General features: G+C 43.6%; 21 protein-coding genes and 4 pseudogenes. 20 read left to right on the top strand and 5 right to left on the bottom strand.

What is annotated here, in order from left to right; all coding sequences use genetic code 11:
• The 11 genes and pseudogenes from AC1U9U_RS07770 to smc form a co-directional block, all read left to right on the top strand.
• A partial coding sequence (locus tag AC1U9U_RS07770; protein ID WP_479959982.1) for a hotdog domain-containing protein occupies positions 1-250 on the top strand: 250 nt, incomplete at its 5' end.
• A gap of 17 nt (positions 251-267) precedes the next feature.
• Positions 268-1,269 (top strand): phosphate acyltransferase PlsX, encoded by a 1,002-nt coding sequence (gene plsX / locus AC1U9U_RS07765; RefSeq protein ID WP_479959981.1) that lies wholly within the window; start codon positions 268-270, stop codon positions 1,267-1,269.
• Between the two features lie 40 nt (positions 1,270-1,309).
• Entirely contained in the window at positions 1,310-2,305 is a 996-nt protein-coding gene (locus AC1U9U_RS07760) for a beta-ketoacyl-ACP synthase III (RefSeq protein ID WP_479959980.1), read from the top strand.
• Positions 2,306-2,308: 3 nt separating this feature from the next.
• The gene (gene fabK, locus AC1U9U_RS07755; protein ID WP_479959979.1) at positions 2,309-3,259 is read left to right on the top strand and encodes an enoyl-[acyl-carrier-protein] reductase FabK; all 951 of its coding nucleotides are present in this window, start codon (positions 2,309-2,311) and stop codon (positions 3,257-3,259) included.
• A 603-nt stretch (positions 3,260-3,862) separates the two neighbouring features.
• Positions 3,863-4,807 (top strand): annotated as a pseudogene (fabD, locus tag AC1U9U_RS07750) (ACP S-malonyltransferase).
• A gap of 1 nt (position 4,808) precedes the next feature.
• Positions 4,809-5,552, top strand: coding sequence for a 3-oxoacyl-[acyl-carrier-protein] reductase (gene fabG / locus AC1U9U_RS07745; RefSeq protein WP_479959978.1), 744 nt, complete (start codon positions 4,809-4,811; stop codon positions 5,550-5,552).
• A gap of 79 nt (positions 5,553-5,631) precedes the next feature.
• A complete protein-coding gene (gene acpP / locus AC1U9U_RS07740; protein ID WP_479959977.1) occupies positions 5,632-5,859 on the top strand; it encodes an acyl carrier protein in 228 nt (75 codons plus the stop codon).
• Between the two features lie 346 nt (positions 5,860-6,205).
• Entirely contained in the window at positions 6,206-7,150 is a 945-nt protein-coding gene (locus tag AC1U9U_RS07735; protein WP_479959976.1) for an NAD(P)H-dependent flavin oxidoreductase, read from the top strand.
• Positions 7,151-7,180: 30 nt separating this feature from the next.
• Positions 7,181-8,419 (top strand): beta-ketoacyl-ACP synthase II, encoded by a 1,239-nt coding sequence (gene fabF, locus AC1U9U_RS07730; protein WP_479959975.1) that lies wholly within the window; start codon positions 7,181-7,183, stop codon positions 8,417-8,419.
• A 21-nt stretch (positions 8,420-8,440) separates the two neighbouring features.
• On the top strand, positions 8,441-9,229 hold the full coding sequence (gene rnc / locus AC1U9U_RS07725) for a ribonuclease III (protein ID WP_479959974.1): 789 nt from the start codon (positions 8,441-8,443) through the stop codon (positions 9,227-9,229).
• Entirely contained in the window at positions 9,222-12,818 is a 3,597-nt protein-coding gene (gene smc / locus AC1U9U_RS07720) for a chromosome segregation protein SMC (RefSeq protein WP_479959973.1), read from the top strand. The genes rnc and smc overlap by 8 nt, the downstream gene beginning before the upstream one ends.
• A 437-nt stretch (positions 12,819-13,255) precedes the next feature.
• On the opposite strand, the pseudogene AC1U9U_RS07715 reads toward smc, so the two are convergent.
• Positions 13,256-13,405 (bottom strand): annotated as a pseudogene (locus AC1U9U_RS07715) (DUF3102 domain-containing protein); the annotation flags it as partial.
• Between the two features lie 631 nt (positions 13,406-14,036).
• On the bottom strand, positions 14,037-14,258 hold the full coding sequence (locus tag AC1U9U_RS07710) for a hypothetical protein (RefSeq protein WP_479959972.1): 222 nt from the start codon (positions 14,256-14,258) through the stop codon (positions 14,037-14,039).
• 186 nt (positions 14,259-14,444) lie between these two features.
• Between AC1U9U_RS07710 and AC1U9U_RS07705 the strand changes: the two are divergent.
• The 3 genes and pseudogenes from AC1U9U_RS07705 to AC1U9U_RS07695 all read left to right on the top strand — a co-directional run.
• Positions 14,445-14,925, top strand: a pseudogene (locus AC1U9U_RS07705) (chromosome segregation protein SMC); the annotation flags it as partial.
• Between the two features lie 292 nt (positions 14,926-15,217).
• A complete protein-coding gene (locus AC1U9U_RS07700; RefSeq protein ID WP_479959971.1) occupies positions 15,218-15,739 on the top strand; it encodes a hypothetical protein in 522 nt (173 codons plus the stop codon).
• 99 nt (positions 15,740-15,838) lie between these two features.
• Entirely contained in the window at positions 15,839-16,054 is a 216-nt protein-coding gene (locus AC1U9U_RS07695) for a hypothetical protein (protein WP_479959970.1), read from the top strand.
• A gap of 287 nt (positions 16,055-16,341) precedes the next feature.
• Here AC1U9U_RS07695 and AC1U9U_RS07690 read toward each other — a convergent pair.
• Positions 16,342-17,652 (bottom strand): annotated as a pseudogene (locus tag AC1U9U_RS07690) (IS1380 family transposase).
• Positions 17,653-18,702: 1,050 nt separating this feature from the next.
• On the opposite strand from AC1U9U_RS07690, the gene AC1U9U_RS07685 reads away from it, so the two are divergent.
• Complete coding sequence (locus tag AC1U9U_RS07685) at positions 18,703-19,128, top strand: hypothetical protein (RefSeq protein WP_479959969.1); 426 nt, start codon at positions 18,703-18,705, stop codon at positions 19,126-19,128.
• Between the two features lie 92 nt (positions 19,129-19,220).
• On the opposite strand, the gene AC1U9U_RS07680 is transcribed toward AC1U9U_RS07685, so the two are convergent.
• Both AC1U9U_RS07680 and AC1U9U_RS07675 read right to left on the bottom strand, forming a co-directional pair.
• Entirely contained in the window at positions 19,221-19,976 is a 756-nt protein-coding gene (locus AC1U9U_RS07680) for a DUF4367 domain-containing protein (protein WP_479959968.1), read from the bottom strand.
• Positions 19,963-20,493: an RNA polymerase sigma factor gene (locus AC1U9U_RS07675; RefSeq protein WP_479959967.1), complete on the bottom strand. Its 531-nt coding sequence runs from the start codon at positions 20,491-20,493 to the stop codon at positions 19,963-19,965. The genes AC1U9U_RS07680 and AC1U9U_RS07675 overlap by 14 nt, the downstream gene beginning before the upstream one ends.
• A gap of 371 nt (positions 20,494-20,864) precedes the next feature.
• On the opposite strand from AC1U9U_RS07675, the gene AC1U9U_RS07670 reads away from it, so the two are divergent.
• The 5 genes from AC1U9U_RS07670 (at position 20,865) to istA (ending at position 24,947) form a co-directional block, all read left to right on the top strand.
• Positions 20,865-21,107 carry a hypothetical protein gene (locus tag AC1U9U_RS07670; RefSeq protein ID WP_479959966.1) on the top strand — a complete coding sequence of 81 codons (243 nt, stop codon included), beginning with the start codon at positions 20,865-20,867 and terminating at the stop codon, positions 21,105-21,107.
• A 41-nt stretch (positions 21,108-21,148) separates the two neighbouring features.
• Positions 21,149-22,144 carry a hypothetical protein gene (locus AC1U9U_RS07665; protein WP_479959965.1) on the top strand — a complete coding sequence of 332 codons (996 nt, stop codon included), beginning with the start codon at positions 21,149-21,151 and terminating at the stop codon, positions 22,142-22,144.
• Positions 22,145-22,911: 767 nt separating this feature from the next.
• Entirely contained in the window at positions 22,912-23,160 is a 249-nt protein-coding gene (locus tag AC1U9U_RS07660) for a hypothetical protein (RefSeq protein WP_479959964.1), read from the top strand.
• A gap of 279 nt (positions 23,161-23,439) precedes the next feature.
• The gene (locus tag AC1U9U_RS07655) at positions 23,440-23,670 is read left to right on the top strand and encodes a hypothetical protein (protein ID WP_479959963.1); all 231 of its coding nucleotides are present in this window, start codon (positions 23,440-23,442) and stop codon (positions 23,668-23,670) included.
• A 92-nt stretch (positions 23,671-23,762) separates the two neighbouring features.
• Positions 23,763-24,947 (top strand): IS21 family transposase, encoded by a 1,185-nt coding sequence (istA, locus tag AC1U9U_RS07650; RefSeq protein WP_479959962.1) that lies wholly within the window; start codon positions 23,763-23,765, stop codon positions 24,945-24,947.
• Positions 24,948-25,057: the final 110 nt, after the last annotated feature.

Genomic DNA, 25,057 nt, shown 5'->3' with positions numbered 1-25,057 from the left:
CCATCACCTGTTTGCCCAAGCCAACTCTCTTGCTATCGCTTTGGTGGACGCGGAGGTTGTAGTTACGGGAAGCGTGGATATGAGGTTTTTGCGGCCTGTCCGTTATGGAGAGACGATTATTGCCGAGGGCAAAGTTCTCCGCAATAAAAAGAATAAGTATTGGGTTGAAATTACATCATATGTCAGTCAAGAGGTTGTTCTATCCGGGACTTGGGTTGTATTTGCTATTGAAAAGCCCTCGGAATTGTAAGAAGGGAGAGTGCGGCAATGAAAATAGCTGTGGATGCCATGGGCGGGGATTATGCACCGGAAGAGGTTGTTAAAGGGGCGCTCCGAAGCATAGAGCATTTTGATATAGAAGTCATTTTAGTAGGTCAACCTGAGCGCATTAAAGAGTTTTTGCCCCGGGGTGAGTTGCCTCGGAAAATCCGGATTAAAGAAGCTTCTGAAGTAGTAGAGATGGATGAACATCCCGCTCAGGCGGTTCGTAAAAAGAAGGACTCTTCCATTGTAGTGGCTACCCGCTTGGTGAAAGAGGGAGAGGCTGATGCTTTGGTCAGTGCGGGAAGTACCGGCGCTCAAATGGCTGCCTCCTTGCTCGGCTTAGGTCGTATCAAAGGAATTGACCGTCCGGCTATTGTCACTGTATTGCCTACCCTTGAGGGAGGCAAGCTGCTCCTGGATGTGGGGGCTAACCCTGATGCCAAACCGGAGCACCTGGTTCAGTATGCGATGATGGGAAGTGTCTATGCGGAGAATATCTTAGGTATAAAAAATCCGCGGGTAGGTCTGCTTAATATTGGCACTGAGGAGACCAAGGGGAACGAACTGACCCAAGCTACCTATCCCCTCCTTAAAGAGGCACCTTTAAATTTCATCGGGAATGTGGAAGGCCGGGATATCCCACACGGTCGGGCGGATGTGGTAGTTTGTGAGGGATTTGTAGGCAATGTGATATTAAAGACCACAGAGGGGCTGGCCGGTGCCTTATTTCAGCTGATTAAAGAAAAGATAACAGCTACAACCGTACGCAAGCTGGGAGCACTTGCAATCAAACCCGGGTTAAAAGAAATCGGCAAAATGATGGATTATGCCGAATACGGTGGAGCACCTCTTCTCGGTGTTAACGGCATCAGTATTATCTCTCATGGCAGTTCTAATGAAAAGGCCATATTTAACGCCATTAGAGTGGCGAAGGAATGTGTTGAGAGTGGCTTTATTGAGGAGATTAAGAAAGAACTTCCACGATTTACAGCCCCTAGACAGTAGCGGTTTTCGAACGAAGAACCAAGAAAGAAGGAAAAGCATAATGGTGAGTGTAGGAATCGTGGGAACCGGTTCATATGTCCCGGAAAGGGTTTTAACGAACTTTGATCTGGAAAAAATCGTAGATACCAACGATGAGTGGATTGTTACCCGGACGGGGATACGGGAAAGGCATATTGCAGATCCGGAGACCCCTGTCTCGGAGTTGTGCTATCAGGCGGCATTACGGGCCTTGGCTGACGCAAAACTTGCACCTGAAGAATTGGATTTAATCATTGTGGCTACAGTTACCCCTGATTTTGTTTTTCCGGCTACGGCAGGTATTGTAGCGGATCGATTAGGGGCTAAAAGGGCAGCGGCTTTTGATTTGGAAGCTGCTTGTACGGGTTTCCTTTATGGGGTTACTACTGCCGCCCAATTCATTGCGACAGGTATGTATAAGAATGTTCTGGTTGTTGGTGGTGAAACCTTAAGCAAGATCTTGAACTGGGAAGACAGGGGTACCTGTATTCTATTTGGCGATGGTGCCGGTGCGGCGGTCTTGCAGCAAGTGGAAGAAGGTTATGGATTTTTAGGGTTTGATCTGGGCATGGATGGTTCCGGTGGGCATCTCTTGTCCTTGCCTGGAGGTGGCTCCATGTATCCCGCCACTAAAGAAACCGTTGAGAAGAAAATGCACTCTATCCATATGGCCGGAAGTGAAGTTTTTAAATTTGCCGTGAGGATTATGGGCGAGACAGCTTTAAAAGCCCTGACTAAAGCAGGCTTAGCCAAGGAGGATATCGACTGTCTTATTCCTCACCAGGCCAATACCCGCATTGTCGATGCAGCGGTTAAGCGCTTAGGAATCGATCCGGAAAAGGTAGTAGTCAACCTAGACAGTTATGGAAATATGTCCGCTGCTTCAATTCCCGTGGCTTTGGATGAAGCCGCCCGGGGCGGACGGTTAAAATATGGAGACACTCTGGTTATGGTTGGTTTTGGAGCAGGTTTGACTTGGGGAGCCGCCGTTTTAAAGTGGTCCAAGAAAGGAGTTTAACACGTGATTAAAACAAAAATTTGCGAACTGATTGGCATTGAGTATCCTATTTTTCAAGGGGGAATGGCTTGGACCGCTACCGGGGAACTGGCTGCTGCGGTCTCGGAGGCAGGCGGTTTGGGGATTATTGGCTCCGGACAAGCGCCTGCTGATTGGCTAAGATTAGAAATCAACAAGATTAAGAAGGTAACGGATAAACCCTACGGTGTAAATGTTATGTTAATGTCTCCCTTCTTGGATGAGGTGATGGAAGTAATCGTGGAAGAGCGGGTTCCCGTCATTACTACCGGAGCTGGGAATCCCGGCAAATATATTCCCATGCTCAAAGAAGTGGGAACGAAAATCATCCCGGTCGTAGCCTCCGTAGCTTTGGCAAAGCGCTTAGAGAAAGCAGGTGTTGACGCCCTAATCGCCGAAGGGATGGAGTCCGGCGGACATATCGGTGAAATAAGTACGCTTCCCCTCGTGCCTCAGGTGGTGGATGCTGTTAGGATTCCGGTTATTGCAGCCGGTGGAATCTACGATGGTCGCGGATTAATTGCCGCCTTGGCTTTAGGTGCCGAAGGTGTACAGATGGGTACCCGCTTTATGTGTGCTACCGAGTGTACCATTTCGCCGAAGGTAAAAGAAATGATTATTAAGGCTAAGGATCGGGATACTGTAGTTACCGGGCGTTCCACAGGTCATCCGGTTCGGTGCATAGGAAATAAATTAACTCGGGAGTTCGAGCAATTAGAAAAAGAGGGAACCTCCCCGGAGGACCTTGAAAAAATGGGAGCAGGAAAGCTGCGCTTGGCCATGGTTGAGGGAGATACTCAGAACGGATCAATAATGTCCGGGCAAATCGCCGGAGCAGTCGAGAAGATTGAGTCTGCGGCTGACATCGTGCAAGATGTGATGCGGGGTGCTGAGCGGGAATTAGCACGGTTAAGTGAGCGTTTTGGGAAATCGTAGGTTTTTTAAGTCAGGACTCTCCAGGATTTTGCTTTCGGCGTTCACTCCGTAAGCTGCGCGGACAAAATTAACGCTCAAGCTTTCCGCTCCGACATGTTCCCGGCTAAATCGGCTCCTGCCTCGTAGCCGGTTGGAAACGTCCTGTTTCCAACACGTCTCCGCTGCAAGCTTTTCGCGAAATTTTGTTTCCTGCTCGCTTAGAATGCGTTCTCTGCCTTAAAGCAAAATCCTTGGGCTGCTTTTCAGGCTCTTGATTCTCTTGGAGGAAAAAGGAGAGGTTCTAAACGTTCCCTTCAAAGACCTGTAAGCGTAGCTTTTCGCACAAGAGTGAAGGATTTTAGCGGAGGGGCGGTCAGGCGAACAAGCTTCTGATGGGTAGCGGAGCCATTGGTTCACATGCAGAAAGCAGAAGGGTTTGGCGTCGAAAGTGTCCAGTGGACATTTTCGCCGAGGCGGCGTCTCCAAAAGCTACTAGACCGCCGAGGGTTCGATATTTGAAGCGAGTGAGGCAGCCCCGGAGCTACTAAGTGAATGGTGTGCGAAAAGCTACACGACCCGAGCATTGACCCTAAACACAACTCAAGGACGAAAGGAGCAAATGAATTGGCCAAAATAGCATGTATGTTCCCCGGTCAAGGCTCCCAGTACGTGGGGATGGGCAAGGAACTTTTTGCCGCCCCGTGGGGAAATGAACTGTTAGAGACTGGAAAGCGGGTTCTTGGGGAAGAATTTATTAGGGTCCTCATGGACGGACCTGAAGAGTAATTGAAAAAGACCGCCAATACCCAGCCGGCAATATTGCTGACTAGTGTTGCTGCTTGGCGTGGGTTGCAAGAGGCCGGTGTTCGTCCTGATTATTTTGCCGGTCACAGCCTGGGAGAATATTCGGCTTATGTGGCGGCCGGGAGTATTTCCTTAGAGGATGCTTTAAGAGTAGTGCGCAGACGCGGTGAGTTAATGCAAGCTGCTGTTCCTGAAGGAAAGGGAGCTATGGCTGCGATACTCGGTTTAGAGACGCCTAAGGTGGAAGAAGCTTGCCAACGGGCGAATGCTGAGGGAAACTGGGTAGTTGGCCCTGCTAACTATAATTCCCCTGGTCAGATTGTCATCTCCGGAGAGGCGGCAGGGGTTGAAAAGGCTTGTCAATATGCCAAGGAGTTGGGAGCTAAGCGGGCTATGAGCTTAGTTGTCAGCGGTCCCTTTCATTCCCCTTTGATGAAGAGGGTGGGAGAGGATTTGCGCTTGGTTCTTGAGGCAATAGACTGGCAGCCACCCAGTGCCCCCATCATCGCTAATATTGATGCACAGGAGGTCACGGACACGGCATTCATCACAGAAAGTTTAGTTGGCCAGGTTAGCGGCGCGGTACTCTGGGAGCAATCGATCCGCTTGTTAGGGGAACGCGGGGTAGATACTTTTATCGAATTAGGACCGGGAAAGGTCTTAACCGGGCTTGTCAAGAAAATCCTTCCCGGTGTGACCTTAATGAATGCTGAAGATCTTCCTTCTCTTGAAAAGCTACTTGCATATTTAAAGGAGAGTAGATAAAATGTTGCTGGATAATAGCGTGGCTATTGTTACCGGAGGAGGGCGCGGTATTGGCAGGGCCATAGCTTTGGAATTGGCTCGCGCCGGCGCTAAGGTTGTGGTAAACTATGCTGGGCATGCTGAGAAGGCCGAAGAGACTGTACGCTTAATCCAAGAATTAGGGGGAGAGGCCTGTGCAGTCAGGGCAGATGTAAGCCAGGGCGAAGATGTCGAAAGGCTTATACAAACAACCCTTACAACCTACGGTAAAATCGATATTTTAGTCAACAACGCCGGAATCACCCGGGATACTTTGCTTCTGCGCATGAAAGAAACGGATTGGGATGCTGTATTAAATACGAATCTCAAGGGGGTTTTCTTATGCACTAAGGCGGTAAGCAAACCGATGATGAAGCAGCGCTCCGGGGTTATTATCAATATTTCATCTGTGGTAGGGATTACCGGGAATGCCGGGCAGGCTAACTATGCGGCTGCTAAGGCAGGAATCATTGGCTTTACGAAATCTATTGCCCGTGAGCTGGCATCCCGGGGAATTCGCGTTAATGCTGTGGCTCCGGGGTATATTTCTACGGATATGACGGAATCCTTAGCAGAAGGAGTAAAGGACCAGGTTTTAGAACAAGTTCCATTGGGAAGAATGGGAAAACCGGAAGATGTGGCAAAAACAGTTGTCTTTTTGGCTTCAACTTCGGCTTCCTATATCACGGGACAAACCCTAGCCGTAGATGGCGGTATGGTCATGTAGGAAATTTTTCAAAAAGACGACTGTCATAGCCCATAAGGGCTTATAATAGTAAAGCATTGAGAGGAGGTGAATAGGCAGCATGAGCGTTTTCGATAAAGTTAAATCAATCGTAGTTGATCAACTTGGGGTAGAAGAAGACGAAATTTCACTAGAAACCACCTTCGCAGATTTGAATGCGGATTCCCTGGATATCGTTGAACTTATTATGGCTCTTGAAGAAGAATTTGATCTCGATATACCTGATGAGGATGCAGAAAAAATTCGTACTGTGGGTGATGCGGTAAACTACATCAAGGAAAATCAGTAAAGGAAACTTACTTCAGATGAAGGCTGAAAGCCATCTGAAGTCTAGTTGACTTATCCAGCTCTTAGCGCCACTTATCTCCCGCACAAAGGGCAGGAGCATTAGTGGCGATTAGAATGGGCAAACCCTGAGTACATAGAGAGTCCCGTAGAATGCTGCGGGGCTTTCTTTTAAAGCTTTCTTCTCTTTCGGTGAGGCATATTTTCTTTGAGATAAATTTGTGATCAGGTCATAAAATCAGAAAATGCCAATTAGGCCGGGGGATTAATATAGAGGAATCAGGCAAACTATTTAGTGGATAAGAGCAAATAAGGCATTAAAGGTCTTAGATTCGAATGGAGGAACTTAAGTGAAAATACCTGAACTCCACCTTGCCCATTATGTCGCCAAAATGCCCATCATCCAAGGGGGGATGGCAGTAAGAATATCTATGGCTCCTTTAGCTGCAGCGGTTGCCGAGGAGGGTGGTATCGGCTTGATCGCCGGCAGTGGCTTAAGTGTCGAGGAATTAAAACAGGAAATTCGTGAGGCCAGGAAACGTACTAAGGGAATTATTGGGGTTAATATCATGTTTGCCGTTCGCGAGTTCGCTCAGCTGGTTAAGGCAGCTTTTGATGAAAAGATTGATCTTCTCGTATCCGGAGCAGGCTTTTCCCGTGATATGTTTACCTGGGGAAAAGAAGCGGGGATTCCCGTAGTCCCCATTGTATCTTCGGCAAAGCTGGCGCGCTTATCCGAAAAACTCGGTGCAGCGGCAGTAATTGTGGAAGGTGTGGAGGCGGGCGGACATCTGGGTACGGATCGCTCCATGCGGGAAATTCTTCCTGAGGTGAAGGAAGCTGTTAGGATTCCCGTTATCGGTGCCGGCGGCGTCATTGATGGTAAAGATGTAGTTGAAGTGCTGCGTTTAGGGGCCGACGGTGTTCAAATGGGTACACGCTTCGCAGTCAGTGAAGAAAGCAGTGCTGCTCCGGAATGGAAACAACATATTATCCAAGCACAGGAAAAGGATATGTTTATCGTCCATAGCCCTGTGGGGTTGCCGGGACGCAGCTTACGCAATCAGTTTACCGATGATTTGGCCGCAGGTAAGGAAGTGCGGCGAATCGGCTGCGACCAATGCCTTAAAAATTGTGAACGGAACTTTTGCATTATGGACCGCTTGGTCAAAGCCCAACAAGGGAATATTAAGGAGGGCTTGGTTTTCTCAGGTGCTCATTATACTCGCATCAAAGAAGTTTTGCCTGTTCATGAGATATTCGAAAATATTCGCGAAGAAATACTCCGTGCTTAAGTTTTTGATCACTGATATAGGGGGATGAATATGGATAAGAAACGTGCGGTAATCACTGGAATGGGAGTTGTGTCTCCAGTAGGGAATAATTTGGGAAAATTCTGGGAAAGTCTAATTAATGGACAATCAGGAATTGATTTTGTCACCCGCTTCGATGTTAGTGAAATGCCTACGAAAGTGGCAGGAGAAATTAAAGATTTTGAACCTACGGATTGGTTGGATCGTAAAGAGAGCCGTCACATGGACCGGTTTACCCAATTAGCTATGGCGGCGGCTAAAATGGCAATTAAGGATTCTGAGCTTGATTTAAACCGGCTTGACAAAGAGCGAGCCAGTGTCATAGTCGGGACCGGTGTCGGTGGAGTTACCACCCTAGAGCAGCAGAAAGAAGTGCTTATGACCAAAGGGCCGGGAAGAATCAGTCCCTTTTTTATCCCCATGCTGATCTCCAATATGGCTGCCGGTCATATCTCTATTGAGTTTGGCTTTCAAGGCTCCAGCTTAAGCGTGGCAACAGCCTGCGCTTCTGCCACCAATGCTATTGGGGAAGCTATGCGGATGATTGAGAACGGCTACGCGGATGTAGTTGTCTGCGGAGGAACCGAAGCGCCCATTGTCCCCCTGGCTTTTGCCGGTTTTTGCGCTATGAAAGCTATGTCTACCGAGAATGAAACCCCCAAAGAGGCTTGTCGTCCCTTTGATGCAAGACGTTCAGGATTTGTTATGGGAGAAGGAGCCGGAATTATTGTTCTGGAATCTCTTGAACATGCCCAAAAACGGGAGGCAAGAATCTATGCTGAGCTTGTCGGCTATGGCAGCACCTGTGACGCTCATCATATCACTGCACCGGCACCGGGAGGTGCGGGGGCGATTCAGTCCATGAAAATGGCCTTATCCGGGGCCCAGATACAGCCGGAGGCTGTGGATTATATCAATGCCCATGGCACCGGAACCAATGCCAATGATGTGGCGGAGACGGCAGCCATCAAAACCCTCTTTGGGGAGGCGGCTCAAAAGGTTGCCATCAGTTCTACCAAATCTATGACAGGACATCTTCTCGGAGCCGCGGGAGCTATTGAGGCCATAGCTTGTGCGTTAACTATTAAACACGGGGTCATCCCACCGACCATCAACTATGGCGAGCTTGACCCGGAATGCGATTTAGATTATGTTCCGAATGAAGCAAGAAAGAAAGAAGTTAAAATTGCTTTATCAAATACCTTTGGTTTTGGAGGACATAATGCTACAATTGTATTAAAAAAGTTTTAGGTTCAGTAAGGAGTTTGAGCGGTGGAAAAGAAACGTCAGGGTACAGCAAAAGCACCAAAGCATGGTCTTCATGGGAATAAGCGACATAAGTATCATGGAGATACTTTAAAGCGGATTCCCACGGGAGCAGATCTCGCAAAACGATTGGAGCTGGATAGCCCTCCCAATCGTTTGTTAACTACCGCTTTAACCCATCCTTCCTACTTGTTTGAAAACCCCAAAGCCGGTTTGGAAAATAATCAGAGGTTGGAGTTCCTAGGAGATGCGATTCTCGATTTTGTGGTAGCTGAATATCTTTATCTAAGTTATCCGGAGCGTCCGGAGGGAGAATTAACAAAGATGCGGGCTGCGGTGGTTAATGAGAGCACTTTAGCCCGCACGGCTATGAAAATCAAGCTTGGTGAGGAATTGCTTTTAGGTAAAGGAGAGCAAGTCTCAGGCGGCAGGGAAAGGCCTTCAATTCTCGCCGATGCCTGGGAGGCAGTAGTCGGAGCAATTTATCTGCAATATGGCTTTCAAGAGGCGAGGCGAGTGGTTTTAACCCTGTTGAAGGATGAAATTGCGGAAGTGGCACAAGGTAATTATGGAGATTATAAAACTATGCTTCAGGAAAAAGCACAACGGGAAGAGACGGAAGTTACTTATCGAATTCTGGCCGAAGAGGGTCCGGATCATAACAAGCGTTTTACTGCCGGGGTATTCCTCCAAGGTAATCTAAGAGGAAAAGGAATCGGGCGTACCAAAAAGGAAGCAGAACAACGGGCTGCCCAACAAGTCTTAAATGAGCTGGGAGGGGAGGAGAATGGCTAAGGCCGGAGCTCTCCCTGTTTTCTTGAAATCCATTACGATCCAAGGGTTTAAGTCCTTTGCAGACAGGGTCAAGCTGGAATTGGGGCATGGCTTGAGTGTTGTTGTCGGACCCAACGGGAGCGGCAAGAGCAATGTAGCCGATGCCATCCGCTGGGTACTCGGGGAACAAAGCGCCAAAAATCTCCGTGGCAGCAAGATGGAAGATGTAATCTTTTCCGGCAGCAGTGTGAGACGTCCCGTGGGGATGGCGGAAGTGTCTTTGGTTTTCGACAACTCAACGGGCATATTCCCACTGGACTACCAGGAAGTTACCATCACGCGCAGGGTATACCGGGATGGGGAGGGTCAGTATTTTATTAATCGCTCTTCTTGCCGACTAAAGGATATCCACGAGCTTTTTATGGATACGGGTGCAGGAAAAGAAGGTTTCTCGATCATCGGGCAAGGCCGCGTTGAAGAGATACTTAATTTGCGTTCCGAAGAACGCCGTACCCTGATCGAGGAAGCTTCCGGAATCACGAAATACCGGATGCGCAAACGGGAAGCACTTAAACGTTTGGATGAGACTGAGCGTAATTTGGAACGGATCAGGGATATTTTAGCAGAAATAGAAGGCCAGCTGGGGCCTTTGGAGGAACAAGCTGCTATTGCTAAGCAAGCAGTTCAATTAACTACTGAACAAAAAGCACTTGAAATCGAGATCGTTTCCAGGGATTTGAAGGAAGTACGCACAAAACTCACCTCCTCGGTAGAAGAGACTAAGGAGCTGCAATCGGCTATCGCTGAAGTGGTGGCTTCTTTAAGTCAAAAAGAAACGGAAATACTAAATAATAAGTTCAATCTTAATCAACTGGATGAGCGCATTCAAAAGCAACAGGAACTCGCCTATGAAATCGATCAAGCTTTGCATGAAATCACCCAGGAATTGCGGTTGCGCCAAGAGAGAGAGAGCTATCTCGGTGAGCAAATTACCCGTGTCGCCGCAGAAGTGACCATTAACGAAAATAAGGCCCACAATAGTTCTGAACAGCTACGGGCATTAGAGGGGCGAAAATCCCTTCTTCTCAAAACTATTGAAGAGGCAAAGCAGACCTTAAAAGTGGATGAACAACGCTTAGCTGAAGCGAAAGCAAGCAATGGGCTAGTGGAAATGGAAGCCTTAAAGGATGATCTTGCTCAGCTCCAAAGAAAGCTTACGGAATCATTAGCAGAATTAAGCCAGGTCACCCATCAACATGATTCGAAAAATATCACACTTCAAGAGCTTATTAATGAAAAAGAGGATAAAGAATTAACTAATGCTACATATAAACAACAGTTGGAAGGGGTAAAGGGAGAGACTGACACCCTTCTTAATAGACAAAAGGAAAATCAGCAGCTGACGGAGCAAGTCCACGAAGGACTTATCCGTCTACGCCAGCAGAATCAAAGCCGGCAAAATGAACTTCGGCTGTTAAATACTGAGCTGGAGAAAAAATCCGCTCGCTACCAGGCCTTGAAGAACCTTGAGGACTCCCTGGACGGTTACCAGCGGGGTGTTCGGGAGCTTATGCTGGCTAAGAAAAATAAGGTCTCTGCCTGTCAAGAGCTTTGCGGGACCTTAGCAGATTTACTACAGGTGGAAGAACGGTATGAAGTAGCGATCGAAGTGGCTTTAGGCGGCGGAATCCAAAATATTATCGCCGAAACGGAAAAAGGTGCGAAAGAAGCGGTCCGCTATCTTAAGGCTCATAATCTGGGCCGGGGAACCTTCTTGCCCCTTGATGTGATTCAAGGAGGTAAGGCGAATGTTGCGAAAGAGGCTGCCAATGATCCGGGATTTATCGGCTTGGCCGTTGGTCTGATTAGTTTTGAGGAAAAATATCGGAAGGCTTTCGAGTCTCAATTAGGCAGAACCCTTATCGTTACCGATATGGAGGCAGCCACCCGGGTAGCGCGGGCTTCCGGCTATCGCGCTCGAATCGTCACCTTAGAAGGAGACCAGGTCCATCCCGGCGGCTCCCTAACCGGGGGGAGCTTCCAAAGAAAAGGCTCCAATATCTTGGGAAGATCCCGAGAAATACAACAGCTCCATGCTGAATGTGAAGCAACTCGTATTCATCATCGAGAACTGGCAGAGAAGGTTAAGGAGCTTACTGCTCAGATCCAGAAATATGAGGAAAAGCTTAAAACCCTTTCGATTGAAGGTCAAGAGCTTAAATCGACTTTGGCTGTCGTAAGAACCCAAGAAACCAACCTGCATGAACAGATCCAAAGGGTTGAGGTCGAGATCAGCACCTTGACTAAACGGATGAAGGGGATTGATCAAGAAAAAGAAGAGCTTCTCCAGCGTCAGGCCCTCCTTGAAAAGAAACAAAGTATTCTTTCGCAACAGATCCAAGAGGCTCAAGGGGCGATAACCCTTCAAGAGGAAAAGAACCAGCGGGCAAGTCGTGAAATAGAGGGACTTCAAGAACATTTGACTAAGGCTAAGGTACAAGGGGCCAAGTGGGAGCAAGAAATTAAACAAGCCGAAGAGCGCTTGGAACAAGAACAAACCCTCTGGCAGGAAAATAAGCTGCTTTTAGAGCAGAAACGCCGGGAATGGCAAGACCTGAAAGACGGTAAAGAACGTTTAATTCAGGAGCAAAAAGAATGGGAGAACCGGCGCGTTGCAATGAGTGAGCGGCAACTCCAAGCCCAAGAAACTATGGTCCGCATGCGGAAAGAACGAGAGGCTTCCTCAAAGGAGCTTGTGGAGTTAGAGCACTTTGCCCAACAAAAAAGACATGAGCAGCAAAGCTTTGAACAAAAGCTCCATAATTTAGAGGTGAAGATTGCCCGTTGGGATGCAGAGTGGGAAAGCGGCTATAAGCGTTTGCAAGAGGAATTCGCCATAACCTGGGATGAAGCACAAGCCTATCAGACAGAAAGGACCCGCACAGAGTTGTCGGGACGGATCCAAGAAGTGAAGCTGCAGATCGAGTTGCTGGGACCGGTGAATCAAGCAGCGATTGAGGAATATCCTAAACTGCAAGAGCGATTTGACTTTTTATCTATACAAGGACAGGATCTGGAGGAGGCTAATGAGTCCCTTCGCAATTTAATTGCCGAATTGGATAAAACCATGTCTGAACGCTTTGTTGAAGGTTTTGAGGCTGTTAATGAGGCCTTTAAAGTGGTGTTCAAGGAACTGTTCAACGGGGGCTTTGCCGAACTGCGCTTAGTTGACCCCACGAATCTCCTGGAAACTGGGGTAGAAATCATTGCCCAGCCACCGGGGAAAAAACCTCAGCTATTGTCCCTCCTCTCCGGAGGAGAACGGGCTCTGACAGCCATCGGCCTGCTCTTCGCCCTGCTGAAGGTGAAGCCCAGCCCCTTCTGTATCCTTGATGAAATCGAGGCTTCTCTGGATGATGCCAATGTCAGCCGCTTTGCCCAATACATCCACCGCTTGGCGGACTCCACTCAGTTCCTGGTCATCTCCCACCGTAAAGGAACCATGGAAGCGGCAGATGTTCTCTATGGGATATCCATGGAGGAGTCGGGGGTATCTAAGCTGCTGTCCGTTCAGCTGGAAGGGCAGGATAAGGATACCTGGACTGCTTGAGGTGATGGGCTAAGCCTGGATGGGTTTAAATAGGCCTGATGTATAGACGAAAAAACAAAGGATACTCCTTTTTAAATTGGAGTATCCTTTGACTTTTTTATTTTTCGAATATATGTACTTTTAGGGGCGTTGATTTACTCCGGAAAATATCACGCGGATGTGTAGGAAATATGGTGCAATTATCTAGGAGTTGTTTCTTTGTGCTTATTGCACAGAAAATAACAAGACCGCCTGCATAAGGCGGTCTACCTGATTTAGGACTAGCCGCTATGCCAGAAGCGGCAACTCCTTTTATTAGTTATATGTAAACACGCATTAAAGTATCCGTCAACTGCGGGATATACTGCCCATATTGCCTATAATGGTGTACTTAAAATCGTAATATCCTTGTATTTGGGTATAGGTCAAATTATGCATCGATACAATTTGGGTTGTCATTCCCCATAGGGGAGCATAACCTTAGCTTCATTTAGCCGCCGACCGATTTCGATAGCGTTAGTCAGCAGAATCTTTCCGGTCTGGTAGTTAATCATATTAATTTCCGCTGCAATAACCAGTGGTGTGCGCTCGATGATTGCATCATTCATTCCGGTCCCGCCCTTCTTGTAACTTTATCACTGAACTAACCCGCCCTAAGACCCCTGCCTCTATAGGTGGCGGGTGCCCAAGGGCGGTTAAGTCCAGTATGGACTCGACTAACCTTCAGTGGGGGTCGAATCCCCCGCTGAAAGAAGTCTCGTTCTTAAGAAGGTAAATTACCATTAGCAGGAGAAATGAATTGGGTGACATTAGTTATCTCTCAACGTAAAGGAACCATGGAAGATGCAAATGTTCTCTAAGGAAAATCCATGGAGGAATCGGGAGTGTCGAAAGTACTGTCCGTCCAATTGGAAGGCAAGGATAATGATAGTCAGACAGCGTGAGGCTTTTTAAAGTTACATATTCTAAATAAGCGAAGGATACTCCTTTTTTAATTAGGGGTATCCTTTAACTTTTTTCCAAATTATGTTTAACCTTTTGGAGCATTAATTCGCTCTATTAGGTAAAAGGGATATCTCCAAAAAGAGGTGAAGATATATGATTGTATAAGTCAAGGTGATTAGGGTGGTGATGGGTGACGATGGGGTCATTTAAACATGTGGAACGGGCTATTTCTCAACTAGTTTTCTCGTTGAGAAATAGCCCCTCTTAGTTGTTGCTTTATACTCTGATTATTGGTTAGAATTCAGTTAAATACCAAACATAGTAATCCTCCATAATAGTATTCCAGTGTGCTTTATAGCGTTTTCCATCAATCACGTAATAAGGATTGTATGTCTCTTCCGTCACGATAACTTCCGTTTTGATATTTTTACCATCCTCTAAGGTTGGAGTTTTAGTCATATATCTCTGATGTCCAATTTTAACAGATTTCTGGTCAGTAAAATGAAGCTTCCCCATACCATACACAATTGGAAGAGGGTTGGCCCTTCCTGAAAAAGAATGGGGGAAGTTATCACTGTACTTATTAGCAAGATGATAACAAAAATAGAGATTATCCTTTTTATTAACTTCTTCATCTTTTTCTCCAAAATGCCAGTGTTCTTCACCCTGAAGAACACTAGCTTTACGAGAGTTTTAATTAAACTGCAAGAGCGTTTTGCCGAAGGATTCGAGGCTGTTAATGAGGCCTTTAAATTGGTCTTCAAGGAACTATTCAATGGCGGCTTTGCCGAACTGCGGTTAGTAGATCCCGCGAATCTTTTGGAAACCGGGGTAGAGATTATCGCCCAACCGCCGGGAAAAAAGCCCAACTTCTTTCCATCCTCTCCGGGGGGAACGTGCCCTAACGGCCATTGGCTTGCTTTTCGCCTTGCTGAAGGTAAAGCCTAGTCCTTTCTGTGTCCTTGACGAAATCGAAGCTTCCCTAGATGATGCTAATGTCAGTCGGTTTGCCCAATATATCCACCGCTTATCCGATTCTACTCAGTTTCTAGTCATTTCCCACCGTAAAGGGACTATGGAAGCGGCAGATGTCCTCTATGGGATATCAATAGAGGAATCCGGAGTGTCAAAAGTTCTTTCTGTTCAATTGGAAGGCCAGGATAAGGATAGTCAGACTGCTTAGGTGTTTTTGAAAAGTTATATAAACTTAATAAAACGGATACTCCTCTTTGAAGGGAGTATCCGTTAATTTTTTTAAACTTTTTTAAAATATATGTAACCTTTTGGGGTAGTAATTCACTCTATTTAGTGAAGGGAATATCTCCAGAAGGGGGGAAGAGATATGATATAAATTATTCTTAAGGAATTGAGACTAGTTGATTAAGTCAAAAGCGTAATGCGAGAAAAAACTAGTTTCAGTTCCAAAAAAGTGGTACGCCGCGTTTTTTAAGTAATTTTAACAGGAGGGGATATGAATGAAAAAGTTTTTTTCCATTTTATTAGCTGGTATATTAGTCTTTTCCCTATCTGGAACACCATCAGTTTCCGCCCAACCAGATTTAAGTGCAAAAAAAATTACACTCAATGAATACGAATATTTAAAAGAGCTTCAGGATAAAAATAAAAGCGAACTGAGGTTAATGGGATTAACCGATAATGAAATTATCAATCTTCCGTCAGTTGATAAGTACAAACAAGAATTAGTGGAAAGAAGCAAACTTGGTAAAGAATCGCTAAAACAACTAGGATATACCGATGAACAAATCAATATACTTAAGAACTTTAAGGGCTCAGAAGTGGAAATGGCTGCTTTAGCTGCTACAGTTAGCATTACTCCGTCGGTAATTTCTTTTTCTTACAACTCTAGTACCAATAGAACACAACTAAGAACACAATTATCGTGGAACTGGTCTAGTATGCCAATATTCGAATTTTACGATGTAGTAGCAATAGGTTGGTCAGGTGGATTTGTTCAAACCGGTAGTAATGACTCGTAGAATCACGTTGTTCCTTATTATACAGGCGGACAGTCTGGCCGTCACGGTTGGGAACTTAGATCCGGTGAAGGTGCCTCTTGTGTATTCCCCCTTGCATATGTGGGCGGTAATCCATTTAATTGGGCAAAAACTGGATATGCTGTAACAGAGGCTTACGTTCAAGGTTATCAAAGTATAGTTGGAGTTAACTTTGCTTACGGACACCAAACCGTTTCACTTACTCCATCAATTGATTGGTATGGAAATGGAAGTTTTGGCTTTGGATGGACAACTGATGAGACTCCTGATTATATTTATTTAGATTACCATATTTAGACCTTATTGGTACTACGAGGAACTACTTGAATCTTCAAGTAGTTCCTCATTGTAATTCCTTATCGGTTCCTTTTTGTTATAATATAATTTAACCTGAATTATTCATAGTCCCTTGATAAGGACGAAAGCGAAGGAGTTTCTAACCTAGAATAGATGGAAGCGACCTTTTGACCGTCCAAAAATTCACCCGCCTAGTCCTTTTCCTGATTTTCCCACACCAATAGGTAGACTTCTCCCTTTTTTCTAGCATTGGATTTTTTTCGTTAGTAAAACTTAGGCAATGCTCATTAAATCTGAAGTTTTTGCAGTTGGCTCATTACGTTCCAAAAAAAGTTTTGATATACGAAACTGGAAGATAACTTAAAATACAGAGATCTACCCGACTTCACCAGTTTACTGGCTATTTTAATAAGCCGCGTCCGAATGGTATCGATTTGCATCGTTTTTTGCCCTTGCGGAAAACAAAGAGTTCTTAACCAGTTGGTCAAATTGTAAGCGAGCAAACTCAGCATCATCTTTACTTCGTTAACGAGATAGCTATGGCTATTCATTTTGTCCATGTAAAAGCCATTTTTGGCTTCCTTGATGTAGTTCTCCATCGTCCCTCTTTTTTGATAGGCATGGACGATATCTTGGGGGGAAGCGATTTCAAAATTAGTTACAAAAAAGGAGTGATGAAAAAACAGTTCACCCGCAGGCCTTACGGATTGGGTAATCACCTTTCTCGGTTTTGACCATGATTTTGCTTGGTAAATGCTTTCTTCGAGATAATATTCTGCTTTTGAAATATCACAAGGGTTAGAAAAAGAGCGATATTCTTCCGCCAGACGTTGTAATTGAGCATTGGATTTTAACCGGATAATGTAATAGACCGATTCTTTCTCGCACAATTCATACAGGGCTGGAACGGCAAATCCACTGTCCCCACGGAGAAATAAACTCGTTTGTGGAAACTTCTCATTGTAATGTTCAATCAACGGCTGAATGAATTCCACGACACCGTTAGACGTATATACATTTCCAGGACGGAGCTTCGCTTTGAGAAAGTCACCTGTGGCACCATCAAAGGCAACCAAAGGATGAAACCCCATAGTTCCATAGTGAGCATTGTAAGATGAAGATTCCTGATCACCATAGGTATCGGAATGAGTTGAATCCAGATCAATGAATAGGGTTTCGGATTTTCGAAACGAATGAACTTTATCAAGCAACTCTTGATTCGCTTGGTTTAAAAGCTCAATAGATTCTTCATCAAAACGCGAGTAAAAGCGAGATAAACTAGGCTACGAAGCAAGTGCCGGGGTCCCTATGACTTGTGTAAATACAGGGTCTTTAGTTAATTGGTCGGCGGCATCATCTTCGGAATAGCCTGCAATGATCTGATAAATTTTTTGACGCAATAAGTTCTCGTTAGAGTGGATGTAATATGCCCTAGAATCATTTAGTTTTAGATGTTTTGTTACTGTCTTTGAAAACCCAATTTTCTCATCGAATTCTCTAAAAAGAAGCTCACCAGTATCCGAAGAAAGGGCACCGCCATCGTTAGACAATTTGATTTTGTGGTTGAAATTAAGAGTGAATTGCGATAAAGTAGCCATAAAAGAATCCTTTCTGTTGGTTGTTTTTCTGCAAAATTAACTCTAACAGAAACGGATTCTTTTTTCATTTATTTGGTGAAAAAAGTTTTGGCTTTAAAGCCTTAGATTCCAATGGTTGAACTAATTTGTTGGAAGAACCGTGAATAATTCAGGTTTAATACGTAAAGCAATCAAAGAAAAGAGGGAATGAATTGAATGATATACAAAAAGAATACAGAAACTTTTTTATAAAATTACTTCGAACATTTTTTTATACTATTCTAATTATATTATTTTCACTATATGGAATCTTGAATTTATTAATTACTTTATTTAAGAAAACCCTCTCAGTGAATGAAGAAATGTATTTGATTATAATAAGTCTTTTAATTGGAACTATTTTCAGTATCTTGTTTTCTGCTTTTACAATCATTGAAGAAATGAGAAATTTAAATAAAAAATGATTCCGAAAACTTTTTTCACCTACGGTGGGTGACAATACCGGCGGGAGAACTGTACGCCCGGTTCTGTTAAGGTTGTGCATGCAATTAGAATATTTTCGAAGATGTACTTTTACTCGATCCCTCCCCTTAAGATTCAGGCGCTGTTGAATTTTACGAGTATGATATAATAGGAGGTAAATGGTAGAGAAAGGTGGAGGTTTTACCAAATCGCTTCCGCAGCCGATCTGGACAAATATCTAGACAGTTTTCGCATCTTATTTGCGTTCCATTCCGGAAAGATAGAAAACGAGGAAGTTACATACCACGATACAAGGGAAATCTTTTAAAACGGCAAGGTCACTAATTACACCGGAAGTACCCGTGCACTATTCGAACAGCATAATTAAAAGCTGTGCTATGAGTTTTTGAAAGAGAAAATCGTAGAAAGTGAACTGCTAAGTGTTGGACTGACCATAGTAATTCATAAGATCCTTACCGGCAGCACCTATGATGAAGGTAAATGTAATAGTATCCTTTGACTTTTTATAAAATTAAAATCATATGTAACCTTTGCCCCCTCTCAAATCATCTTATATATGAACACAATAACAGAAAGAAGGGGTCAACTATGAAAAAGTACTTCGTAATTCTTCTCGTGGTATCTCTACTTCTCATGGGCGCAAATCCGCTCATGGCATCGCCGCAACAACAGAACACTATCATCTCTCCCCAAGCCTACATAACGATAGCAGGAGGTAATTGTCTAATTAACAGTAATGGCGATGGAACGATTAATATTTCCGGATCTACAACAACAATCTATCCTGTAGATAAAATTGGTCTTACTCTGCACTTGCAATATTTATCTGGGGGAAACTGGTATAATCTTGATTCATATAGTTTTTACGACTATGAATCAGCCTATATCTCCGGCGGGAAATTGCTAAAGGTATCCAGTGGCTTTTATTACCGCGTGGTTGCTGAGCATACATCCCTTGATGGCGCGATCAATGAACGTGGGCAATCATACACAAATATGATATATGTCCAATAACAATGAGGGGCCTCACTGAAAAACAGTCTGAAACGGACAAAAGACGGCGATTGGTAGATTCCAGAAGCCGTCTTTTACTGACGCCAGGTAATTCAGGATATAGAGTCAGAAATTTTTAGTAGTTCTTCCCTTGGAATTTTCCCCGTCAGTTGATAGAGTAAACCTTTCGATTCCCAATTTAAGGCATTCAGTCCTGTCTTATGGATAAACAATGTAGCCGGTCGTCCTGATATAGATATTTGTTCTACTGACATGTCATCTGTATCATATAATGACCCTCTTGAGGCAGTTGTGCCTAATTTGCTCTGTTCAAGGACAATACTATTTCCTTCAAATTCGTATTGAATTGTTACCTTTTCGAGGTTTGAGCCTATTGAAGTAACTGTTATTTTCCCTTCTTTAGATCCTTCCGGTAAATAATTCGGGAGGGATAAGGTAAAGGAAATCATTGCTTGTGCCTCTTCGAGAGTAACGTCCTTTTCATAATTTGTATTGAAATCTTGCACAATAGGTTTATCTGGACTAGTACTATATTGATAACTCTCAATTTGACTTTGGGTAGTTTTTCCTGTGATTACGCTGAAAAGTTCCATGAATTTCTCGCCAAAAGCTTGCGCATACGTGGGCTTAAGCAGAAGCGTACTAATTATTGCGAAAACAACGGCAGCCCAAGTTGCTTTTCTATGCCACGTTGACATCGAGTTCACTTTATTATTCATTTCTTCCGTTTGGAGTCGTTTTTGAAATTTTGCCCATTGTTCATCGACATCAGGAACCTTAATTTTATCTAATTCCCTAGCCACTTCGTTCTTTATGTATTCATCTAGCTGAGATTCAGATAGAGCCATTATTGCTACCCCCTTGCCGATAATCATAAGAATCATCGAATTTTTGTCTAAACCTGTTCTTTGCTCTATGAAGTTTTACCTTTACGTTTGGCACATTGATATGCATGATGGAAGATATCTCTTCTAATGATAAATCCGCATAATACTTTAGTACGAGAATTTGCGCATCTTGGGGTTTAAGCTTATTGAAAATATCATCTATGTCAATTTTAAACTCCACATCTGAGAACTCCTTCTCCGAAGAGGTATCAGTAATAGTTAATTCTTCAAACGGCACTATATTTGATTGTTTTCTATAGAAACTGTTCGCTTCGTTTATAGCAATGACCGTTACCCAAGAAGAAAATTTTTCTTTATCGGCAAGAGTGTCTATTTTATTGAAAGCAATCATAAAAGCTTGTTGAACTGCTTCTTCTGAGATATATTCATTTTTTGTATAGTAATAGACGGCTTTATAAATTTGCTTATAATGGTTTTTAAATAATATTTCAAACATTGTACGCGCATTATTATCCAATATATTCACCCTCTCCTGACGAACCCCTATAATCTCCCTAGAAAAATTATTTCATGAAAATTATAACATAAATGTAACCTTTTGGGGTAGTAGTTCACTCTATTAAGTGAAGGGGATATTTCCTAAAGGGGGAAGATATATGATTGTATAAAGTTTTCTATAGGGAACGATAGCGAGCATATCCTCGGACTGAGGGTCTCGATCTTTCTTATTAATCTTGGCTTACACCTAAGGTTAGCGAGATGTGTAATAAGGAAATTGGTAAACTATACACATATTTTGTCAAAAACAGAGGCGCAAGAGATCCATATACGTCCATATGTAGAAGTCCCTTATTAATAAACATTTATAATAAAGAATAGAAGGTATTTATGAATAAAAACAAAAAGGAAGAAGTTGAAAAAATATTCATACAAGTAAACGAACAAAAAATAAATGTTTTTAGTACGATTTTTAGTTTCTTTTTCATTTGGAAAGTGTATTGGAGTGTATTTAATTTAGTTTCTCCACAGGATACTGTGATGGATATGCTCGCCATATTTGGTGCCATTATTATTATCATTCCAAGCACTGCAATTCTTAAATCAAGGATACTAAGATTTTTAAAAAAGTAGAAAGGCTTATCTATATCTGATTATGTTAGGAGGAGAAAAATATGGTTAAAAAGCTAAAAAAGATACTTGCACTAACATTAATAGCGACTATAGTTCCAACTTTTGCTGTTTATGCTACGACAAATTGGCTTTCACTTTTTGCAAAAGGGTTATGGAAAGTAGCCGTAGCGGGTAGTAATCAATTTTATAATGTTAGTCCTAATATCGAAGAACAATGTGGATGGGTAAGATCTTCTACGGGAACTATTGATTTTAATTCGTCTACTTTTGGTGCGAGTACCATTCTCGATGCTAATTTAGGAAAGTCAAATCTAAATTTGGATGTTTTTGCAACGATTGATCCTTTAAATTGGTTTGAAACTATTTCGGTAATCGTAACTAATCCGAATGGAACTGACGTTATTAATAGAAGTGTAACGCATAATCAGCATTCGTTCTACAACTCAGCTGCTCCTTACGGTATTTACAAAATACGTTTTGTAGAAAATGATAAGAAAAAATGGAATTGTTATTCTGCACTCACTGATTGGGATGTCGCCTGTGGGGCAAGCTATGCTTCGGACCAGGCCGGTAACGTTAAAGAGTATGTCACGGATTCCTCTACAAAAAAAACATATTTTGTACCTTCGCTTACCCATAAGACATTAACCAGATCCGTATTAAATAGGGAGTTGTCCTTATCTCAATTACGAGGTCAATTTTTTGATGAAGGAGTTCATGAATATGTAAATAACACTAAGGATTTTAATGTAGGCGATCTAGTCTATGTTACGGCTCCGTTGGATCAAATTAGCTATGATTCAAAAACTAACTCAACAAAGTTATTTTTTAAGTGTGATGATGACATCATCCAATGGCCTTTTGCAGGAGACTTGACTGAAAAGTACAAGGTGGGAAATCCTATTACCTTTAAATTTCAAGTAGTTAAGGAGTATGAGGGTGGGGGACATATATTTGAGAATATTAATTACTTCGTAGATGGAGCCGCTGCACTAGTAAATGGAGGTTATGTAGACATTGCACAATATTTAAGATAATTAAAACTCTAAGTTACCAAACCCGAACGACACGTAAATTCTGAGTTAGGCTCTTTGTAATATATTCAGACTATCAGGGGAAAGACCTGACTTTTCTGAAAGCCACCATAGCTGATTCTGATGCCAAATGCTGGTGTATCAACTCAGTTGTGGTGTTTTTTACTATTTCAAACGGACTAAAAATGGTTATAATTTCAAACATCTAGGACATATAGTGAATATTTCGGTTCGCCGGAGCAGGCATCGCGGTGAATTAGACCACCTATCACGGTTAAATTCAGCATCCGTCACGATAAACTGATCATCTTGAAAAAGGGATCTATTCGTCCCTTTGACCCAATATTAAAACTTGATATGGGGACGGGAGGTGCTACCCTTGAGCTAAGGGGTGGGGGGCTTGCCCCAGAGACAATCTTCCTTTGAGCCTCACCCCTCGACCCATTGAAGCACATACCGTGGGGGCCATGTCAAGTTTAACCCCAGAGTGTCACTGCGCTCTATTCCGAGACGAGTGCTCTCAAATACCGAGATGACTGCTCTGTCTTTCCGAGATGACCGCGCTCGGTCAACGAAATACTCAATATAGTAATAAAAAGGTGATGTCCTGGAAGATTATTTGGAGGAAATCTACCGTTTTTCTTTGCTCGAGGAGCTTCCTCCGGAGCCTCCCCGGGGGTCTGACCCCCTCATAATTCGACACATATTTCACTAATATATGGACTACATGGCAAACGGTAGCTCAAGCTGGTGAAACTACTCAGGCAGTATTGACAGCGATAAAAGATTTAGCTGTTAATGCTGGTGGAATGGCATCTGGTCCCATTGGAATCGCTTCAAAGCTTTATAGCTGGGGTGACACATGCCTTAACGCATGGACGACTACTACAGGCAAAACTCCTATCTATGGGAATACAAGCAACAAAGTTATGGTGGACGTGGGTTACGATATGTATTTTAAATATACTTACTTCTATGACGCTTTGATGGGTAAGGAAAGGCTTGGTTGCAGTTCTTAAAGAGCATATGTTAATGAAATTGATACAGACATATATCTCTATTCTTCCTACTACGGGACAATACCATATTTCGGTGAATCGGATGATCAATGCGACTTTGACTCCACTGTTCCGATTACTACTGCCGCAATTAACATCTACTGTGAAACAGCAAAAAGGTTTGCGGAACATGTCTTTAATGTAACATACAATAATTCCTCAACTGCATCAGGACAAAATATTAGTTTCTCATATTTTCTATGGGGCGAAGCAGGTCCTGGCATTCATGAAGGGGTAGACGTGTGTAATGTTGTTAATCAAACCAGTGATATTAAATTAGCGCATGCCGGAACTGTCGGTGGAGTTCGTGGCGGATCTTATGGCACCATACAGATCTACGATCCAGCGGTAAACTATACTATGACATACATATGGCGAACGAAACTCAGCTATCTAAGGTTAGTGTGGGTGAATAATCCGGGTGCAAATTACCACCCTGTCCGGACTCTCGTTCCAATCATTCCGGAGTAAAGTTTCACCTAATCCGGGCCGGTTCCAATCGCCTTATAATGAAATTGTGCATCAGATTCTGATGTAAATTCATTATGAGGGAGGTCATTTCTATGACCCAGTATCGAGAAATCCTGAGACTTCAAAGTCTCGGGATTAATCAAACCGGCATCGCCCAAAGTTGTGGCTGTGCACGAAAAACGGTTCGTAATGTCCTGAATCGTGCAAAAGAACTGAACATTGCCTGGCCTTTAAAGGCCGAAATGACGGATGCTGAACTAGGGAATCTTTTCTTCCCTAACAAATCAGTTCCGCAAACCCAGCGTAAATATCCTAATTTCGAGTATATCGATAAGGAAATGATGCGCAATGGGGTAACCCTTAAACTGCTCTGGAATGAGTATTGTGAGGAATGTAGGCAATCTAATGAACTGCCACTTATGTATTCACAGTATTGTTTCCATTACCAGAAGCATGCGGAAAAGAAACAGGCAACCATGCATATTCCACGCAAGCCGGGTGAACAGATTGAAGTAGACTGGGCCGGTGACCCGGCTTACGTTGTAGATTGTGACACAGGAGAAAAAATTCCGGCTTATATCTTTGTCGGAGTCTTGAATTACAGCCTGTACGCTTATGTTGAAGCCTTCTTTGCTAGGGATTTGGAAAGCTGGATTGCTGCCCATGTTCACATGTACCAGTTCTTCGGCGGAGTAACCCGTATGCTTATCCCCGACAACTTAAAGACTGGTGTTGAGCATTGCGACTGGTTCACGCCCAAAATCAATAAAACCTATCATGAAATGGCTGAACACTACGACACCGCGGTGATCCCTGCTCGGGTTAAGGCACCCAAGGATAAGCCCGGTGTTGAAGGAACTGTCGGTAACATATCCACTTGGATTACAGCAGCTCTTCGGAACGAGAAGTTCTTTTCGTTAGAAGAATTAAACCGGGAAATAAAACGTCGCCTTGATGCTTTTAACCGTCGCCCTTTTCAAAAGAAGGAGGGCAGCCGTTATAGTGTTTATCTCAAAGATGAGAAGCCATTTCTCGCACCATTACCGTCTGCCCCTTATGAACTTGCACAATGGAAAAAACTCACTGTGCAGTTCAATTATCATATTTCCGTAGAGAAGATGCGTTGTATTGCCGATATCAATTACCATTCGGGTAGAAAATTAAATAAGTTACTTATCGAAAGGCTTGCATCCTGTGAATATATCACAGAAAAGCACAATGTTATTATTTTAGGAGCAACTGGGTCCGGCAATTATGCAAAGTATTTCGTTATGTAAAGTCATAGGCATTCTAGCAATAATTGAGCTATTTTACTTTCTATGACTTTACATAATAAATTTAGTTACAAAGGGACTGCAACCAGCTCATTAGATCTTTATCTTCGGTC

Source organism: Desulfitobacterium sp., assembly GCF_982384815.1.
The sequence above is the reverse complement of the archived record's forward strand: the minus strand, read 5'-3'. Positions and strand labels throughout refer to the sequence as shown.

Bases quoted from the DNA above. Each gene is read 5' to 3' on its own strand.
- plsX (WP_479959981.1), top strand. From the start codon at position 268: ATGAAAATAGCTGTGGATGCCATGGGCGGGGATTATGCACCGGAAGAG.
- AC1U9U_RS07760 (WP_479959980.1), top strand. From the start codon at position 1,310: ATGGTGAGTGTAGGAATCGTGGGAACCGGTTCATATGTCCCGGAAAGG.
- fabG (WP_479959978.1), top strand. From the start codon at position 4,809: ATGTTGCTGGATAATAGCGTGGCTATTGTTACCGGAGGAGGGCGCGGT.
- acpP (WP_479959977.1), top strand. From the start codon at position 5,632: ATGAGCGTTTTCGATAAAGTTAAATCAATCGTAGTTGATCAACTTGGG.
- fabF (WP_479959975.1), top strand. From the start codon at position 7,181: ATGGATAAGAAACGTGCGGTAATCACTGGAATGGGAGTTGTGTCTCCA.
- smc (WP_479959973.1), top strand. From the start codon at position 9,222: ATGGCTAAGGCCGGAGCTCTCCCTGTTTTCTTGAAATCCATTACGATC.
- AC1U9U_RS07710 (WP_479959972.1), bottom strand. From the start codon at position 14,258: ATGGGGAAGCTTCATTTTACTGACCAGAAATCTGTTAAAATTGGACAT.
- AC1U9U_RS07700 (WP_479959971.1), top strand. From the start codon at position 15,218: ATGAAAAAGTTTTTTTCCATTTTATTAGCTGGTATATTAGTCTTTTCC.
- AC1U9U_RS07685 (WP_479959969.1), top strand. From the start codon at position 18,703: ATGAAAAAGTACTTCGTAATTCTTCTCGTGGTATCTCTACTTCTCATG.
- AC1U9U_RS07680 (WP_479959968.1), bottom strand. From the start codon at position 19,976: ATGGCTCTATCTGAATCTCAGCTAGATGAATACATAAAGAACGAAGTG.
- AC1U9U_RS07670 (WP_479959966.1), top strand. From the start codon at position 20,865: ATGAATAAAAACAAAAAGGAAGAAGTTGAAAAAATATTCATACAAGTA.
- AC1U9U_RS07665 (WP_479959965.1), top strand. From the start codon at position 21,149: ATGGTTAAAAAGCTAAAAAAGATACTTGCACTAACATTAATAGCGACT.
- istA (WP_479959962.1), top strand. From the start codon at position 23,763: ATGACCCAGTATCGAGAAATCCTGAGACTTCAAAGTCTCGGGATTAAT.